General features: G+C 51.8%; 11 protein-coding genes. All 11 read right to left on the reverse strand.

Features of this window, described 5'->3' with window-relative positions; genetic code table 11:
• Window positions 1–246 precede the first annotated feature (246 nt).
• Complete coding sequence (locus ABNH18_RS08650; RefSeq protein ID WP_349382437.1) at window positions 247–2,319, reverse strand: 3'-5' exonuclease; 2,073 nt, start codon at window positions 2,317–2,319, stop codon at window positions 247–249.
• Window positions 2,319–4,829, reverse strand: coding sequence for a S8 family peptidase (locus ABNH18_RS08655; protein ID WP_349382438.1), 2,511 nt, complete (start codon window positions 4,827–4,829; stop codon window positions 2,319–2,321). The genes ABNH18_RS08650 and ABNH18_RS08655 overlap by 1 nt, the downstream gene beginning before the upstream one ends.
• Window positions 4,830–4,847: 18 nt before the next feature.
• A complete protein-coding gene (locus ABNH18_RS08660; protein WP_349382439.1) occupies window positions 4,848–5,846 on the reverse strand; it encodes an AAA family ATPase in 999 nt (332 codons plus the stop codon).
• Between the two features lie 30 nt (window positions 5,847–5,876).
• A complete protein-coding gene (locus ABNH18_RS08665) occupies window positions 5,877–8,729 on the reverse strand; it encodes a site-specific DNA-methyltransferase (RefSeq protein WP_349382440.1) in 2,853 nt (950 codons plus the stop codon).
• A gap of 1 nt (window position 8,730) precedes the next feature.
• On the reverse strand, window positions 8,731–11,850 hold the full coding sequence (locus ABNH18_RS08670; protein ID WP_349382441.1) for a BPTD_3080 family restriction endonuclease: 3,120 nt from the start codon (window positions 11,848–11,850) through the stop codon (window positions 8,731–8,733).
• Window positions 11,851–11,915: 65 nt separating this feature from the next.
• Window positions 11,916–12,095, reverse strand: a complete 180-nt coding sequence (gene mads1 / locus ABNH18_RS08675; protein ID WP_349382442.1) for a methylation-associated defense system helix-turn-helix domain-containing protein MAD1 — start codon at window positions 12,093–12,095, stop codon at window positions 11,916–11,918.
• 69 nt (window positions 12,096–12,164) lie between these two features.
• Window positions 12,165–14,801, reverse strand: coding sequence for an AAA family ATPase (locus ABNH18_RS08680; RefSeq protein WP_349382443.1), 2,637 nt, complete (start codon window positions 14,799–14,801; stop codon window positions 12,165–12,167).
• Complete coding sequence (locus ABNH18_RS08685) at window positions 14,798–15,922, reverse strand: metallophosphoesterase family protein (protein ID WP_349382444.1); 1,125 nt, start codon at window positions 15,920–15,922, stop codon at window positions 14,798–14,800. The genes ABNH18_RS08680 and ABNH18_RS08685 overlap by 4 nt, the downstream gene beginning before the upstream one ends.
• Before the next feature lie 99 nt (window positions 15,923–16,021).
• The gene (locus ABNH18_RS08690; protein ID WP_349382445.1) at window positions 16,022–16,921 is read right to left on the reverse strand and encodes a hypothetical protein; all 900 of its coding nucleotides are present in this window, start codon (window positions 16,919–16,921) and stop codon (window positions 16,022–16,024) included.
• Between the two features lie 9 nt (window positions 16,922–16,930).
• Window positions 16,931–17,686, reverse strand: coding sequence for a DUF3944 domain-containing protein (locus ABNH18_RS08695; RefSeq protein ID WP_349382446.1), 756 nt, complete (start codon window positions 17,684–17,686; stop codon window positions 16,931–16,933).
• A 168-nt stretch (window positions 17,687–17,854) separates the two neighbouring features.
• Window positions 17,855–18,511: a hypothetical protein gene (locus tag ABNH18_RS08700; protein ID WP_349382447.1), complete on the reverse strand. Its 657-nt coding sequence runs from the start codon at window positions 18,509–18,511 to the stop codon at window positions 17,855–17,857.
• Window positions 18,512–18,625 lie beyond the last annotated feature (114 nt).

Below are 18,625 nucleotides of genomic sequence, written 5' to 3' on the forward strand. Positions count from 1 at the left end.
TGAAGGTGTCAGTTTGTTTCCAGCATCTGCCAAGTTTGGACAAAAACTAAAAGCGAAAGCAGAACGTGGCTGCAATATCATCGAGGTGTCTGTCACTGATGATAACGGCACATGGACATGGGAGTTTGACTAAGCGGCACTTCGCAGCACCCCTTGGGTGCTGCAGTTATTTTATAAAAATTTTATTTATCGAGCGGAAGAAAAATACAAATAAAATCAACACCACAGCCAAATAGAAAACTTTTTTTACTGCCTCAAATCATCAAGAAACTCTGAAGCCGAACATGCACAGGATATTAGCAAGTGATCTCTAGCCCTTGTACACGCGACATAAAGCAAATGCCTCTCGGTCTCGTACACCTCTTCTAAATCCGCATTGTCAGTGATCGATTCGATACGTTGCTGGGAAGGGATCACTTCATCATCGCAAGCCATCACGACGACAGCCCTAAATTCTAAGCCTTTAGCAAGGTGCATAGTGCTAATTGTTACTTTACCCGTAACCGTCTCCATCTTTTCATCCAGAACCTTATAAGGGAGACCAGCCGATTCTACCGCTAGCCTTGCACGATGAAGTTCCACTTCGGAACGGACAAAAACCCCTATCTCGTGAGCGCTTACATCATCGTCAACCAAGGCACCTAACCACTGACCTACAGAACTGATTTCTTCGTCTTCGGAATTGAACACATGAACATCCGGGTCCGGCCCGTTGAACACTGACACCGTACCCCTTCTATCATCAACATTCCCATCAATGTCAGTCACTTCTGGAGCAAGAAGCTGATCTGCTTGTTTTCTAATCTGATGGGATGTTCGGTAATTAATTCTTAGTGTATGAGATCGCCCTCGAATATCCACGCCCAGCGATTTCCAGGAAAATGGCGCCTGAAAAATACGCTGCCCCAGATCTCCCGCGAAAAACAAACTATTTTGGCGGTCAGCACCAAGAGCAGCTAGAAATCGTAGCTGGGCCACACTAATATCCTGAGCTTCATCAACTACAGCCACATCGTATGGCGGGTGAGCACGGGAAGAAACCTTATTAGCGAGCTCACTAAAGAGCTGCGACCGAGTGATAAAACCATGCTTATTAAGGTGATTTTTTACGCCAGCGAAAACCTGCCACAAAAGCTTACGTTGCGCCTCAGGAAGGCGGGTTCTACGGCCAAGACGCTTAATGTTCAGATATTCTTCAAGAGAATCAACTTGCCAAGCATCAACGACTTCCTCCCATTCACCCAGCAAGAAACGCTGACCAAACTTCAACCCCTCAATGCCTGCACTATGCTCAACAAGCAAGCCTTTAATTTCTTTTCTATCAGCAATTCTTGCAGAACCGAAATGAGAGCCATACAAACGCTCCCCGACAGCATCAAGAGCAGCAACTTCCAGCCTTTCTCCCAGCCGAGGTTCATTGCTAACCAAGCAGCGTAATTTATTTTGCAATGCATTAGCCAGTGTATCGGAGAATGTTGTCAACAGTACTCGATAATCAGGATTCTGCTTCGCCAGATTAACTGCCCGATGCAAGGCAACAATAGTTTTCCCCGTGCCTGCAGAGCCCGACACCCGGGCCGGACCGTTATACTCCCTCTCAGCAATTTGTCTCTGTGCTGGATGCAGAAAAACTGTCCATTTATCCCACGGGAACTCTAATGCTCTCGCCAACTCATCCGCATCAGTCATAACGCGGAAGCGACGCTGAGCATCAGGATGCTCAAAGGGATCACCGCCTTCAGCAGCAATGACCGGAAGCACCGGTTTTCCGCCTGTCGCTAATTCCAGTAAGGCTTCTGAAGCTTCACCAGGCAAATGATCTGCAATCTGCAGAAGACCATCCTCATCAGCGGAGCGCACATCATCTAGCCAGTCTTCAGGGACACCGTAGGAAAGTAATGTACTGTCCTCAACTCCAGCAAATACTGGCTGCTTATCTACAGTTCCAGCATCCTGTTGAACATAGTTTGGAATCACGACATCGTGTACGGTTTCACGGATCTCGACCAGCTGCGCTGCACCTGTTTTGGGATGTGTTTGCAACTTACGGCGCTCAGCCCATTGATATGCCTTGTCATGATGATCGACATAACACAAAAGCAGGCTATTAGCCGTTTTATGCACAATCAGGCGGATATCACGACTCACTCGTACCGACCAAAAATTGGGATCTTTAGCCCTATCCAGCTTATGAAAGCTCATACCTGGACTGGCCGGATTCATTTGCAAATCAAAAGCTGTAGTTTTTACCTGCTTTTGCTCTTCGCCTGTCAGCCTAGCCAGACTGTTCGTAAACGTATCGGCGATACGAAAGTTCATTAGCTCGTCACCTCAATCGGTACAACAACTTGATTGGCCACTGCTGTATAGAGATCAACATCGACTTCGGGAGCGCTAATGGAAACGACCAATGCATAACGTACAGGATCGTTGTACCGCTCTTGCGCCGGCCGAGTCTTCCACCATCCCAATGCAGGATAAATTGCCATAACACCCCGGCTGGCCAGATCTGCCGCTGTGCCCTGCCATATATCAGAATGTAGCGAGCCTTTATGTCGCCCCTGTTTCCCAATTACCCAACCAGGATCATTCCCCCCTGTTCGAGTCTGCTCTTCTTCATCCCTGGCCGCAGCATTAATACGAGCACGAAAATCGGACTCAGACTCAAGAGATCGCTTCACCTCAAACCGTAACCCGTGCGATTCGTAACGGTAACGAGACGTTACCCCCCGAGCAGAGGGGTTTGGCTCAATGAAGTAAGACAGCGTGACCCGCATTTCAACAGGTGTTTCCCCCAGCGCTTGCAGCTCCTCCAAAGGCCAAGGGAAACGATGTAGATTCATATCCCTCAACTTCGGCTCCTTTCCCTTTTCACGAGCAAAAGGGTGCAATGTGCTTTCGCAAACCATTGTCAGGGAATTTGTAACGCTCCAAAGCGCACGATTTAGGCTGGGCATTCCGAAACCGCAGTGGCGGACCAAATTACCCATTTGGGCTTTCGTTGGCTGACCTGCAGGAGACAAGAATGCTTGCCGCATTGCAGGTGTCCATTCTGCAGAATGCACAATCAATGCTCGAATGGTCTCAGGCCATAGGGTTGGGTATTCGGCCATTAGTTGCGCAGCCATCTTCGCCGCCAGGGCACAGGCTGCACTCGTCGCATTAGTCGTAGTAAACAAGCAATCTGCAGGCTTAAAATTTGTTGTCAGCAAGCTGAGGCTCGACATCCACGAGGCGCCCAGAGCATTTGTGGCCGCATTTCCTCCCTCAAACACCACATCCGGTTTCAGCGGCCAGTGTGCTTGCCAGGTCTGCGAAGTCGTACTGAAGGGACTCAGCCCTCCGTGAGGCGCAATCGGCTGGTAATCCTGGGCATCAGGCTCAGTAATGTTCACTAACTCAGTAGCCGCACCAACGGTAAGCGCATTCCAGGCTTGAGCGGGATCATGTATGCCATCCGTGCTGTTGCTGTCGGGATACTCAGCCCATGCATTAGGGTCAGTGACATTACCTGCCGAGAGCACAAATAATCGCGGCGTCTCTCCTTGACCTTCCGCATCAGATGCCAATCGATCAATCGTGGCTGACCATGCAGAAGGACGGCCACGATCACGATTATCACGTGCCGTCACAGCCATGCTGAAAACTCGTGAACGTCGAGGCTCGACAATTTCTGGGCGCGCGACAGCCTCTAAAGTCATGTACCCATGATGTTTAGGGTCGGCCCCGTTTGCGCCATTTTCGGGGATCAGTTTGACTGACTCTAGTCTATGCCCCACATGTATCGGATTCGCAGAGGCTAGCTGTACAGTCAAGTCACCGATCAGGGCCAGCCCAGCCATACCCGTACCATGTCCATCGCCATCATCTAACCCCCAAGCTGGTTCCACACTATGGAGATCAGCATTATCAAGTGCCATTTCAAGCAATGGATGCCCGTGATTCACACCAGTATCGAACAAGCAGACATGTGGTACGTCATCACCTACGTTTGGTAGTGTCAGCCTGCTGAGCATTTCATCTAGCCAGGCTGGCTGCTCACCCGGAGGCAAAGAATCAAAGAAATCGGCAGTTTCCTTAGCGCGGCGAAGCTCAGCGATACTATTCAGCGCCATAACTGATTGTTTCATCTGCCCAACGGAGCCATAGGCCACAAGCACCGTGCGCTCAGGGAATTGCAACTCACCAGCTGGAATCCGGAACCCCAGCTCCCCAGCAATCTGGCGGAACTGCTGTAACACCCCTGCCCGATCGCCTCGCACAGGAAGCCACACTTCCCACCAGATATTTTCATCATCTGAATGCGGCAAAGAACTAGGATCATCAGTCCACAAGGCCTCAAGGCTCGCCATGCGAATTTCCGAAATAGCGTTAAGCAGCTTGCTATTCTTGGGACCACTCTTTTTGTCTTTGGATTCATCCAGGTAATCGGCAATTAGGTTCTCAAAGCGCGCTAGCTTACCTTCAGGAACAAAGACAGTCGCATAGGTACGAGCGCTCTCATCGTCATGGCGCACATTGCGCAATTCGATGCCTGAGCGCTCCCGAGCAAGGGACTCAAAAGCCAGCTCGATATCAGGAAAACTCCCAAACTCGATCTGTAGACCGAACCCTTCCTCCAATCCGACTTTCTGCTGCTCAATTTTTGCCGCTTCGACTTGGGGAGCTAACTGTCTAACCTGGTTTAACAATGCAGCGCCATGCGTCTGCCTGTCTTGCACAGGCAGAGCCCCCCCTCCACCACCGCGTGGCGGAGAGGAAAAAGGCTCTGTTTTGCCATTATTCTGAAGAAGAAAATGTCGCTTGCGATCCCCGCCGCTCTCTGCCATCTAACATCCTTATTATGACTACTTTTTTATTCGAAGGCGTTCCACCTGGCTATGCCGCTCTTGCAACGCGTAGCCGATATCCTTTTCAGCGATAGTCGTCCTATCTTCAATCAAGGCAGATTTCATCGCCTCATCTGAGGCGCGGGTGATCTCGGCATAACTTAACCCCATTGCTTTGCTCGCCAAACGCTTCCAAGACACCCCCTTGGTCGCCATACGGCCGAGACGAGCTTTCAACACACTCGCAATATGTTCCTCGTCGGGCAATTCGTAATGAAGAAGATCATCAAAACGACGAAACAAGGCGTTATCGAGAATATCAGGATGATTAGTGGCCCCAACGATTAGGCTATGGGATGCATCCTGCTCAATCATTTGCAGAAAGCTATTTAAAATGCGTCGGATCTCACCAACGTCATTCGCCAAACCTCTCTGAGAGCCGATTGAGTCAAATTCATCAAAAAAGTAAACGCCGCGGGCTTGCTCGGTGGATTCAAATATTTGCCGCAGCTTCGCCGCCGTCTCCCCCATAAATTTGGTCATCAAACCATCAAGGCGAACCTGGAACAGCGGCAAACCCAGCTCCCCCGCCAAAACCGATGCTGTCATGGTTTTACCCGTACCAGGCGGCCCCATGAGCAACAGTTTTCGCCGGGGCTGCAGGCCATGGGCGAGAATATTAGCTGCATGGCGCTGCTCACGGATGATACGGCTAAGCTGCTGATCAAGCTCATCACTTAAGACCATATCGCCCAAACGGGATTTCGGGTAGCTAACCGATAACAGATTAGCCAGCTCGCCACGAGGACGGCCGATAGGCACCGGTTTGTCTATGCCCGACTCAGCCCCCCTTCGCAGCTTGGCCTGATCGACAAGAGTCCGTAACTCTTTCGCCAGCTTGCCATGGCCGACCTTGGCCTCATGGGCTGCGAGCTGCATGGCCACCGAATAAAAACGCTCGTCATCACCGTCCAGGTGCGACTTCAACAGCGCTTTGAGTTGCTCAGCACTGGCCATGGTGGTTTCTCCTAGCGGTGAATACAGCCATCATACTCTAAACACCTTCATTACCTCATCCCCCAAGTGATTAATCACTTTCACGGCAATCCGCCCGGAATGGGGCTTTTTAAAGGGCCTGGAAATATCACTGTTAAGTGTCTCCCAAGCCTCAGCATTAATTTCGGCTTTGAGGGTTGTCTTAAGAGATTTGTAGGGATCATTAGCCCCTAGGAAATAGGCCTGGCGAACGAAAAAAGACTCCTCGTTGTAGTCGGTATCGATAAACCAGAAGGCAATACCGTCAGCGGAGTCGCTGATGACTTCGCCAGTTTGCGGTTTGAATATGTCGACGCCGTTGACTTTGACTTGGATTTGATTGTTTTCAGCATCCAGAATATCAATATCCGGCTCACCGAAGATAACGAAAAGGTTGCCTTTGCCAGTGTTCTTGAGGTCATCCGCCATATGCAGATCAGCGTTCATGCGGGCTTTGAGCACAGGAATGCGGCCAAGTTTTTCGAATTCTGTGGTGTGTGCTTCGTAGTTGAAAGCACAGGCAATCAGGACATCGAAGTCGGCGTCGGCGGCTTCGCGGGCCGCCTGAACTAGGTCCGGGCGGGAGACCGTGCCGAATTCCGGACCGATGAAGATCGCCGCGCGTTTCTCTGCGCCGCCCTCCTCTCCGCCGTCGAAGTACCTGCCTTCAGCGCACACCAGCTCTCCAGGCCAAGGACTGAGGGCGGTAAAGTCAATTTTGTCGTCTTTATGGGCTTGTTGCACCCCGGAGGTTTTGAGGTTTTCAAGAATTATCTGAACGAAATCTCGGCCATCAGAGTAGCCACCGTCATGTTCGGCTACATCATTGGGATCGATAAGCTCATCATTCTCATCTACGCCTAATACGCGGTGCGGCGAGAGACTCTCCACCGTAAAAGGGCCAGCAACACGGACTTTCTTCTTGTCCTCGTAGGGCTTGTCGTAGAGGAATTCATGGTCGGCTTTGGCGGCGATGGAAGCATCGATTTCCTGCTGGCGGGAGATCCTGGCTCTCCACCAGTCGGCGTGGAGCTTCTTGGCGGACTCCGGCCAATCTTCATCCGCCTCACGAGGAATCTCCCAGTCTTCCCACTTCTGGCTCAGGGCTTGATTCAACTGCTCGCGCAAAGGTTCCACTGTTTCTTGAAACTTATCCCAGATCACGTCGATTTCAGCATTATTGACGATAGATTTAAGAGTGATATGCGGCACACGCTCATAGACAAAACCGTGATTGATATGCCCACGCGCGGGCTGACTGGAAAGAGTGCTGCGGGTAATTTCAGCTTCCTTTAATTGCCCCTCTGCACTATCTGCGAGAAGATAATAGGGATAGCGAGCCCCCATAATACGGCCGCGAGCCAAAGCCAGGGAAACCCGGGAAGTATCGATAGTAACCCAGCGCCGGCCCCATTTTTCCGAAACCGCCGCAGTGGTTCCCGAACCACAGGTAGGATCAAGAATTAGATCACCAGGATCTGAAGCCATCATAATGCATCTTTCTACAACTCTCGTAGAAGTTTGAACAACATATAGTTTTCCAGACACACCGGTATCATCCCAGAAGTTGGCAATATGAGTTCCAGGAAAATCCTCCAGATATCGACGATACCTTAAGGTTTTATCTCCTTGCTTAATTCGGTCAGCCTTTCTGAGCCGTGACAAGCCTGACGCATTGGTTTTCCAATTCGTCCTTTTAAATACTTTACCCTGAAAATCAAAAGCAACCGTAGTAGCATCACTTGAACTATCGGAATTTAATGATGTTAATTGATAAAAACGCGCCCCTGATTTCTCAAGGCTTTTCAATGACTGTAGATCTTCCTTTTCTGACTTTACCAATGACCTTTCCGTTAAGTCATCAAATCTTACCTGATCATAGCGCATCCCTGTTCCATGTCCCTCTCCTATCATTTTTCTACTAATTAACCCTCTGTATTTCATTGAGTTTAGTGACTTGGCGAACCAAATTATGTAATCGAAAACAGAATCTATGTACTTCGCACCCATCCCCCCTGTCTTCTTGACACAAATCAGTGATACAAAGTTCTCTTCTCCAAAAACTTCCTCCAACAGTGCTCGTACACGATGTACATTTTCGTCCCCAATTTGTACAAAAATTGATCCTGAATCGGTCAAAAGGTCGCGAGCAACGGTTATCCTATCGCGCAAATAAGTCAGGTATGAGTGGATGCCATCACGCCAAGTATCTCGGAAAGCTTTGACCTGCTCGGGCTCACGTGTGATGTGTTCCGATTTCCCGTCTGTAACTTTATTAGTGGTGGTAGACCACTGAAAGTTAGAATTAAATTTAATGCCATAGGGAGGATCAAAATAGATACACTGCACCTTACCGCGCAGTCCTTCCCGCTCCGCCAAGCTAGCCATAACCTGCAATGAATCACCGAGGATCATGCGGTTGGTCCAGTGCGCATCGTGTTGGTAGAACTCAGTTTTGGCCCCCTCGTCGGGCAGGCCATTAAAGTCTGCAAAGAGGTCCGCCATGGCACCGGCTTGCTCGGCTTCTTCCTCTTTCTCAGCGGCTTCAGTTCGGCGACGCAGATCGTCGATCAGCACCTTGGGATGAACCTTTTCCTGGATATAGAGCGGCGGCGCATTGACCACCAGGTCCGACCAGTCCTGTTGGTCTTTACCGCGCCAAACGAGTTGGGGGTCCAAATCCAAGTTGCGGCTTTCCTTTTCTTCTTCCAGCCCTTCGCTACCACGCGAGTAGCTAACCTTAACAGGCGCTTGATCATCCTTTTTCATCACCGACTGGTATTCAGCAGTGGGAATATTTTTTCGCGTTGCATCATCATGAGTGATTGCTTCAATGCTCTTGGGAGTTTTAGGTTTTCTCGCCATGTTATTTATCCTGCTCACTTGATGCTGCCGAAGCGGCAGTGATCATCTTATTAAATTCAGCTTCGACCTTGTCAGCGAAGTCATCCCGCATCTGGAAAACGTCTGTGAATTCAGCAAAATCCCAGCGGCCATAGACATCAAGGTTGTTAATGCCGGGAATCCAATAGGCATCCATTGTTGACTTCTTCTCTTTGGCATCTTCACCACGATAGCCTTTAATCTCTACAACCAAATTTAAAGGGTCTTTCACACCACGACCATCATCGACCTGAACGATGAAATCTGGCCTATATTTTCGGTTTTCAGAGGCGTAGCGATAAGGCACCTCTAGCCCTAAGTTATGGTTTTTCACATAAGACATGACTTTCGGGTGAGCTTCCGCCACACGGCAAAATTCAGCTTCCCAATCACTATCGAGAATGACCCAGTTGAGCTGACAGCGGCGGCCGTCGGTTTCATAACGCTCTGTTTTTGAGGTTGTGAAGTTAACATTGGCGGTAGTGCCTGTGGGATTATAGGGGTCCAGCACGGCCTTGATTGGCCGCTTACCTTGCTCTGCTCGAGTAATGGCAGCAGTAATACGGTCGCAGGCTACATCAGCTAATGCCTGGTACATGAGCAAACCTGGGTAAGTATCCCCCTTACACACAAGGCAAGAATCCAGCCACTGCTTGGTTATGCGCTTAAGTTGCCCGAAAAGGTGCAGCTTGGGCTCCTCCCCAGGATCACGCCATTTGGTGTAAAGAAGCCGCTGAGTCAGATGAAACAGCAAGGTAGATGGGCGCATGTCGCGGATATGCTCCAGGCTTAGATCCACCGCTTCGCCAATAATTCCAGAGTTCTTTGTAATTGATGGGCCAACAATCGCCGGAGTGAGCTCAAATACCGAATCATTATTAAACTGAGCCATCAAGCGATCTTCTGGCAGCTCAACCCGATAACCCGCTACACGAGGAAACTGGATTTCCAAGTCCTCGCGTTCCGGCAATACTGCTTTCACCTGTATGGTTTCTCGTGGCGGCTGTGGAGGAGCAATCACTGGCTTAGCAGTGAAATCGAATGGAATGCCGAGCACATCGGCATACTCCACACCAAAGAAACCCTCTTCGTTTAGGTCGTAGGACTGACGCCTCAGTGCACGGCCGATCACTTGCTCACACAACAACTGGGTGCCAAAAGCACGTACTCCCAGCACGTGCGTGACGGTATTCGCGTCCCACCCTTCAGTAAGCATTGAAACCGAGACCACACAACGGACGGATTCACCCAATTGCCCTTGCTTGCCTACGGTATTCATCACCTCGCGCAGCAAGGTCGCATCATCAATGTCCTTGCCAGAACGAATCTGATTGGCCAGATCGCCACCGCGTTCCAGGGCTTCACGCTTGAAGCGTTCAATTTCATCGCTGGCCAGATTTCGAAAGTTTTTGTCCAGGGCATCGCCTGACTCAAGCTGCTCACTATCGATCAGCAGTGTATTAGGTCGAGCGAGAGGGGTGTCATGCTCATCATAGTTACGGAATAACTCCAAGCGACCATTTACAACATTAGATGAGCCATCTTCATTTTCACGGATAAACCCTGAAATGTAATCGTATACCAGCTTTGACGTAGCGGTATTGTTACAAACCACAATGAAGCAAGGAGGAACCTTGATACCAGCCTGCTTCCAAAGTTCATACGTTTTTTCGTAGTGGCCGTAGAGGGCCTGCAGAGCGGTTTGCAGCTCGACAGGGATACTGAGTGGATCGAGCAGAGCCCCTTTACCTCGCCCTTTCTTGGGCATTTTTTTACCAATGTGCTCCCAAAGATTCCGAAACATTGGCATTTCATTGCCGGGGATATTCTCGGCCACAGGAACACGAGGGAGCTTGACGATGCCACATTCGATGGCGTCCATCAGCGAGAAATCGCTCATAGTCCAGGGAAACAACGTCCCCTCGACATAACCAGATCCGCTAAGAAAAAACGGTGTTGCAGAAAGATCAAAAACCCGGCTAACACCCAGTTTACGGTTAATTGCCTCAATACCACTTATCCATAAACGCGCTGCTTCTTTGTTCTTTTCAGCTTCTTTTTTTTCGTCTCCCTTTAATGGATCCTCATCGTTGCTGTCGGGCTTCTCTCGATAGCAGTGGTGGGCTTCGTCATTGATTACGAGGATGTTTTTCAGCCCCATCAACTCCGGCATCACCCTCTGGAGCATTTGCCCTTCGGTTTCCAAAGTATCGAGCTCTTCCCCACCTCTTCCCTGCAGCAACAGACGGCCACCTTTGGAAAGTTCCATGCGCTCGCGTAACTTAAAGGCATGGTAATTGGTGATAACTATCTTGGCTTTTCCCAAATCCTCCATCATGTCAGTGGGCACAAGCTCACGGCTTTTGTAGTAACTCTCTGGATCGTTGGGAAGTAGTACTCGTAGACGATCTCGAATAGTGATACCTGGCGCCACCAACAGAAAGCCACGAGTAAACTTTTTACTATTAGGTTTACGTACAGCATTTACTGTTTGCCAGGCGATAAGCATGGCCATTACTGTGGTTTTACCAGCCCCTGTAGCAAGTTTAAGCGCCAAACGCATCAATTCAGGATTGGCCTCCCTGTTGGCGTTTTCCAAATGCTCAAGAAACCTCTGGCCAGCTTTGCCTATTTGGGGAGCGACTTCCGTTAGCCAGATAGCCGTTTCGACAGCTTCGACCTGACAAAAGAAAGGCCGAATACCGGAAAAATCATGATGCCTCCAGTGCTGGAGAAGGCGAGCGGTTTCAGGAGTTACCCGCCAATCGGCGGGGTTAGGGATACGCCGCCACTTATCGACTTCTACACGGACAGCGTTAATCACTGCCGTGTGATCGTATTGCTGCTCTTCTGATGACAGGCCCAGGCCTTCGTCAAAAGCCATGGCAGCCTGCTCGCCCGACCCCTTACGTTTTTTGGGCTTTGGAATAGGGGTAATAAATTCCGCCCTACGGCGCTTTTCGATTATTTGCTGGGTTGGCTGACCAGATTTATCCAGCTCCCAGTGTCGTCCGGGATAATCATAGGGAGAGTTGAGAATCGGCTTCTCAAAGAAAGCGTCCGTCATTTTATTATCTGTCCTGTATTCTGCTTGTCCTGGCATCAGACTCCGGGTGCTCCAGAGATTCAATGCTGTCTTACAACGAGAAACGCGTTGTGTCGCGTCTACTATTGCCTATCGACCTTCTGCGCCTCGATCCAGTGGACAATATCTTCCTGCCTGAACCGCCAGCTCCCTCCAACTTTGAAACCAGGCAACTTACCCTCTGCTGCCAACCGATAAGCCGTTTTCTCTGCCACCTTCAGGTAGCTGGCAACCTCCTTCAAGGTCAATATTTCATCGGCCATGCTTTCACTTCTCCATACTGAAGAGGTGAGAATAGGGGAAAATTGGGGAATCGTGTACCCCAATGGGCATCACAACCGAAGTCCCTCAACCTCCCTCGCCGCCACCCCCAGATCCCGCCAGTTATCCGGGTGGCAGGTAAACAGCAGGATCTGGTGGCGCTGGGCGGCATCGTAGAGCACGCGCTTCATGGCCTTGAGGCGCTCGGCATCGCTGTGGACCAGGGCATCATCCAGGATGATCAGTGTTGGCTTGTTGGCTTCCTGCAGGAGATCGGCATAGGCCAATCGGCTGATCAGGGCCATCTGCTCCCGTGCGCCGAAGCTCAACTCATTAAACTGCCCACGCTCTTCCCCACCGTGGCCCTGGCGGACCAAGACTTCCGGGATGAGGTTTTCATCCACATTCAGGGAGGCCTCCGGGAACAAGAGTTGCAGGTAGTGGTTCAGATGTTTCTGCAATGGGGCCTGGAGTTGGCGCGTGAGCTCCAGGCGATGCTCTGTGAGACGGGCAAGCAGGAAGTCCAGGGCGTTGGCGTGGCGTTCGAGCTCCCTTTTACGGCGGATTGCCCGGTCCAGCTCGACTTTCAGCTCTGCGCTTTGCTCTTCCAGGCCTTCCGCGCCGGCTGACTCCAGGCGAGCCTGCAGCTGGATCAGCTCAAACCGGCGCAACTCTTCCTGCTTTTCTGCTGCATCTGCGCTTTTGGTGAGACGCTGAACATCCTGTTTGAGGGCATCCGGGTTGGCCTGCTTAATCTGTGCTTCACGCTCTGCAAGCTGGTCGCTCAGGCGGCGCTCGTTGGTTCGCAGCTCGGCCAACTGTTCGCCCGCCTGCTTTTCACGCTGTTTGCGGTCCGGGGCCTGCAGTTCATTGCTGAGGCGCTCCCACTCTTGCCGGGCACGATTCAGGGCCTGCTCCGCCAGCAACAGCTCACTTTTCAGCGTTTGATTCGCGGCTTGCGCGCCTGCAAGCGCCTCTGCGGCGTATTCCTGCTGAGCCTCGGCACGGGAAGGGGACGGGCTGTCTTCATCTTGCTCTGGTAACGCCTGAATTTGCGGGGCGAGCGCATCTTTGCGTGCCTGTTTCAGCTGCAGCTGATCAGAGAGGGTTTCCAACCCCTCCGGTGCCAACTCCTTGAGGACGGATTCATCCTGCTGGATGGCTTGCTCCAGTGCCTGCAGCTGTTTTAATCGCTCTTCTGCCTCAGCCAGGGACGTGACGCGCAGCCGGGTCAGCAAGTTCTCCTGCTCGTCGGTCAGGCTCTGCTTGGCACTGGCGATCTCGGCCACATCTTCGCCCCCCGGCAACACCCGCAGGGTGCCGACGCCTTTGATGGCTAGCTCGCCTGGCTCAATCAACAGATGCTCGCTCTGCCCTGTCAGGCTCTGCCCATCAAGGGTAACGCTATGATCATCGGTCAGGTCGAATTGCAGCCGGGTTGCCACGGCATCCTGCTGAATGGCCAGGCGATCCAGCGCTGAGACCACGTCTTTTAACCGCAGGATTGTTTGTGGGTCAATCTGCTGGGATTGCTGCTTTTGGCGGTTTTCCAGAAGTGAGGCATGGAGTGCTTTCGCCCGTGCGAGTTTGCTCTTGTCATTAACCAGCTCGCCCTCAATGCCTTCCAGCTCGCGGACCAGCTCCTTGCGTTGCTGGTGCTGCTGGGCCAGCTTTAATGCCTTGCGAGCGGCCTCGTGGGTCTGCCTGGCTTCTTCGAGGGCTGCTTCACTGGCAGGCTTGCGCGCCTCAAGGTCCGCTTGCTGCTGTTCTGCGGCTTTCTTTTCGTCCTCGCGCCGTGCCAGGTCCTGCTGCTGGCTTTGGAAGCCGCTCAGCAGTTCGAGTGTGGTCTGAATACTGGTTTGGCAGTCTTTTAACGCCTGCTGGTCCCGGTCTTGTTCTCTTTGCCAGGACTCGACTTCACTCAACCGGGCTTCTGCTTCTTTAGCTTGCTGACGGTAGGTTTCCCAGAGGCGCTCTGTTTCGGCCTGGGACTGCTCTTCTCTCAGCTGGCCCAGTCGATCTACCTGCTGGCGGTATTGCTGTATTCGATTCTGCAGTGCGTCAAACTGCTCCTGCAGCGTATCAGCGTCGGCAATGGCTTTGGCATAGTTGCCCGTGGGTTTGCCGGTTGTGGTCAGCAGCTTGGCCCTCTCTGCTGTCACCTGGCTGATCAGCTCATCGCCCGTGCTGCTGGTTACTTCGCCCAGGTTACCCCCAAGGGCGGCTTTCAAGTGCTGGCCGGCATGCTCTACCGGGGCCTGGATTTCCTGGCCTGCGCCTTGCTCAACCCACAGCAGACCGGGAATACCCCAGTGCTGCTGCTTGCTTGCCCCTTTCGCTGCGAATTCATAGCCCAGCAGGCTGGAAAGCTTTTCTTCGGCGTCATCACCACTATAGGGCGCACCATCTACGGTCAGGTCACAGCGCTTCTTTTTGAGGAAGCTCTTCACCAGTTTCCAAGACTGCTCCTCCCATTCGAAGTCCAGCTCCACGGTGGGCACGGCTGCCGAATCACCCCAAGGCTGCAGATCCTCCACGCTGGAGGATTTATGGCGCTCGAAGAAGGCAGCCCGGATCGCACGTACCAGGGTGCTTTTGCCGGATTCATTGGGGCCGGTAAACAGGTTGATACCCGGCTCCAGGTCCTTGATTTCCACGGGGGCGCGGAACTGGCGGAGCTGTTCGGCCTTGAGGCGCAGCAATTTCATGCGTCACCTCCCTGGGCCTGTTTCTCGAGCAGCATGGAGGCGAGGATGGCCATGGCATCTCTGGCGACCTCGCCGCCCTCACCCTCCTGCTGGCCACGGAGTTCGGCAATCACGTCTCCCACATAGCCATCGGCATGAAGGGCGGCGATATCGTCTTCCGTGGGCTGCAAGCTCAGGCCTGACAGGTCATAGCCCAGGCTGCGGAAGCGGGCTTCCGCTACTGACAGGGCGCGCTCCAGCTGCTGCTTGCCCAACAGGCTGATCTCCCCCTCCAGGCGCAGAGCCACCACCGCTTGCTCAGGTTGCGCTTCAATGTTGGCGATGAGCTGATCCAGGTCTGATGACACAGCAAGATGCTCTGACATCTGAATCCACGGGTGGCGACCGATAGGCAGAATCTCCACCCGGGGCTCTGCGCCCACTTCAGGGATATCCACCAGCAACACATTACCCGGGTCATTGCCTCGGAAACGGTCCTGTTCTGGCGTGCCGCTGTACCAGGTGCGCGGGTTGATCTGCTTGGTGCCGTGCCAGTCCCCCAGGGCCAGATAATCCAGCCGCGCCGTTTCCGTCCTGTCCGCTGCAATGGGGTTGGGAGAGTCCATGTCTTCCGCCAGGATTCCCTGAACACTGCCGTGGGCCAGACCGATGCGTGCAAGGCCTTCTGCGGTCTCCGCCTGATCGAACCAGCTGGTGAGATCCGATTGGGTATGACGCTGGGTGAGCGGTGCCGGCAGGATGACAAAATCGGCTTCGGCGAACTCCAGCACCTGCGGAGAGAGGGCCAGGTGAGCATTCTCGGGGACAGCCCCCAGGCGCTGCGCCCGTGTCCAGACGCTTTCGGCAAGTGCCGCATCATGGTTGCCAGGAATCAGGATCCAGGGACCGGCGTAGTCGGCCATGGCATTAAACAGACGGCGGATGGTGCGATCCGATACCGTCTGGGCATCAAACACATCGCCCGCGACCAGCACCGCATCGACAGCGTGCTGCGTCGCTAGGTCAGCGATGCGCTCAATGACAAAAATACGGGCCTCGGCCAACGCCACCGCATCATCCGGTGCAAAGCTGGCGTACTGGCGGCCTATCTGCCAGTCAGCGGTGTGAAGAAATCGAGGCAAACCATCTCCTGGGACTTATTCTTGCGGTACTCTCTTCGGCACGGACGACGCGTAAAAATACAAAAGATTGTCAGCCGCATTGGGATCTACCATTCCGCTCTACCCTACAAGCATAGCCCCAGTCTTCTTGCTTTCAATGGCCACCTTACCTTCAGGCAACCTCATCAGCGCCGCGTTCATTTCAGAATTAAAAAGCAACAACGCCTGCTCTTCTACCTCATCAAAAACCTGCTTTCTTTCAAGCAGAAAATCTCCCTTTATAATGCTTTTCTTACTCTCAACCAAAAAACTTTTATAAGCCAACAACCCTCTCTCATAGCTCTCTCCAGCTTCTCTAAGGAGAACTTCCGAATAACTGAAGCGGCCCATTCTATCCGAGAGAACAAACTCTAAATGCGCTGCAGAAGGAATTACATCCAGGATGGTTTGTACAAAATTAATAATCAGCTTGTAGTAACGCGGCGAAACCTCATAACTCCTAGAATAACCTAAAATATTATCCACAAAAGAAAGTATTTGATGTCTCTGAATCATCAAACTGGCGAGCAATGAAGAAGCTATATCCCCGCACTCATCGATAACATCCCGATCAATAAGAAGGGTGCGAGCGGAAGCGATAAGCCCTGCGTAACTAGTTACCTTTTCTAGATAGAAAACAATATTGGAGGAATGCTGATCTTGAGCGATGATGTCCACTTGCTCCTGAAGATTTTCCAACTTAGAAGCAAGATAACGGGTCTGCACGACAATAGCCCCCAAAATGATGGAAGTAGATGCGGCAGCGGTAAGGACATTGGCCATTTGAGCCTGCTTAATCGCTTCTTTCACCCCCTCGTAAGGAGCCTCCTTAAAAGGGAGGTGCTTGATGATACCAGTATTACCACTTCCCTTGGCCCAGTAGCCAACACCATCTCTAATAGTGACTTTACCTGCGCTGTAGGCCTCAATAAACTCTTTGGTTAACCTCTCCTCATCAAGGATAAAAACTGTCTGCTCCATGACTCAACCTCAGAAATGATCGTTAAATTCAATTTTGCGACGCATATAAGCCACCTGAATACTCGCAGGCATAGTGACGCGATAAGCCGTACCAGAAATGCTTGGAATCGCACTCAACCCCAAAGCAGCCCAGAAAATAGGCCCACCTAGGCCAACCACTGGCGCTCTAGCAACGAAATAACGAACACCCCCCATGCCAGCATTTAAGGCTACCGCCTTGGCAACCATGCCTGCTGTCGTTGAGGCTAAAAACATCGATGCCGAAGCGCTAGAAAAGACCGCATTTCGCAATTTATCGTCGATTTTCGCACTATCCATCGCCTCATCAAGGCCGACCCCGTCTAACACCTTCCTTTTTTGCTCATCATCCATATCTTTCCATGTACGACTTACTACTTCAGCAAGCAGGCAATCTTCAATCTCATAGGTCGAACTTTTTTTGTCGAATTTCACTTTTATTTTTTCACAGGCATCAACCAACAGCTCCTTGTAGAAAACGCCACCACGCCTGAATAGGTTAACAAAAGTATCACCACCATAGTGCTGGAGCTCTCCTGCAATTAGATCCCAACACTTCCTGTATCGGTCTACTTTTCCTTCAAGTGCCTTGAACCTTTTTTCTTGAACCAGCTCACTGGTTATTCTTTCTTTGCCATCACCTGAAACGTCGCAAATAAGAATATTAGCTAATTGACGAAGGTCGTCTTCCTCACAGTACTTCAGAAAAGCAAGGTCTTTATCTTCATGCCTGAAATTAATTCCCATTTTTAAAACCCACCACCTCAACACTAATTGTTTGCATTAAGAGAAACTGATATATCAATATTTCCCTATATCTTTCCCTATATTCTCGAAAAACCACAAAACCATCTCGAGTAGCCCTGATATCACTTACTGAAGATAGAGCCCACCGTGAGACCCGTATCGCATGCCTCATTCCGTCACCACCGGATAACTTGCTTCACCCCACAGGGTATTCGGGCTATCCATCATGATCTCGATTACCGCCGGTACCAATTCGCCCATGAGGTTCACACAATCGCGGATCTGGTCACGGTTGATGCTGCTGTTCCAAGTGGCGCCACCGTGGACGAGCTGGTTGCGCAGGGTGTAGATGCGGCTGAGGACGATGGCCAGCAGGCGCGGGGTGTCCTGCTGGGCCAGGGCATGGTTGGCGGCTTTCTTGGCGGATTCGAAGCTTTGCTTCCACTGGTCTTCGCTTTTCTGGCCTTTCTGGTGATCCCAGAAACAGGAAAACACGTAGGGGTTATCCAGCAGTACGCGGATGGCGTTGGGGTAAGCGTTCCACACCAGCTTGTTCAGGCGGTGGTTGCTGTCCAGTGACTGGAGCTTTTCCAGGAAGGTATTGAAGGTGCGCTGTTCGCTGAGGCCTTCGCGATCATCGATGTCGGTGGCGTAGGCGGCGTTGAAGGCGATCCACAGGAAGATGAAGCGGCTGTCCGAGTCGGCTTCCTGTTCGGCGCGGTGGAGCCAGCTGAGGGCGCGGTGGACGCGCAGGCCGAGGTTATCCGGGTAGCTGTCGCGTTCCTGGCGTTGCCGGGCTTTGAGTGTGCTGTAGTTTATCCCCATGTTTCTTCCTTTCCCCTGAATGACATCATTTTGATGTCAATTCGGCCATCCTGGCACACTGTGAAGCTTGTTCATTTTTGTTGTGAACACTATCACATTCTGCCGAGGGGTCTA

Source organism: Alcanivorax sp. (genome assembly GCF_040118815.1).
In the GTDB taxonomy this organism is placed as follows: domain Bacteria; phylum Pseudomonadota; class Gammaproteobacteria; order Pseudomonadales; family Alcanivoracaceae; genus Alcanivorax.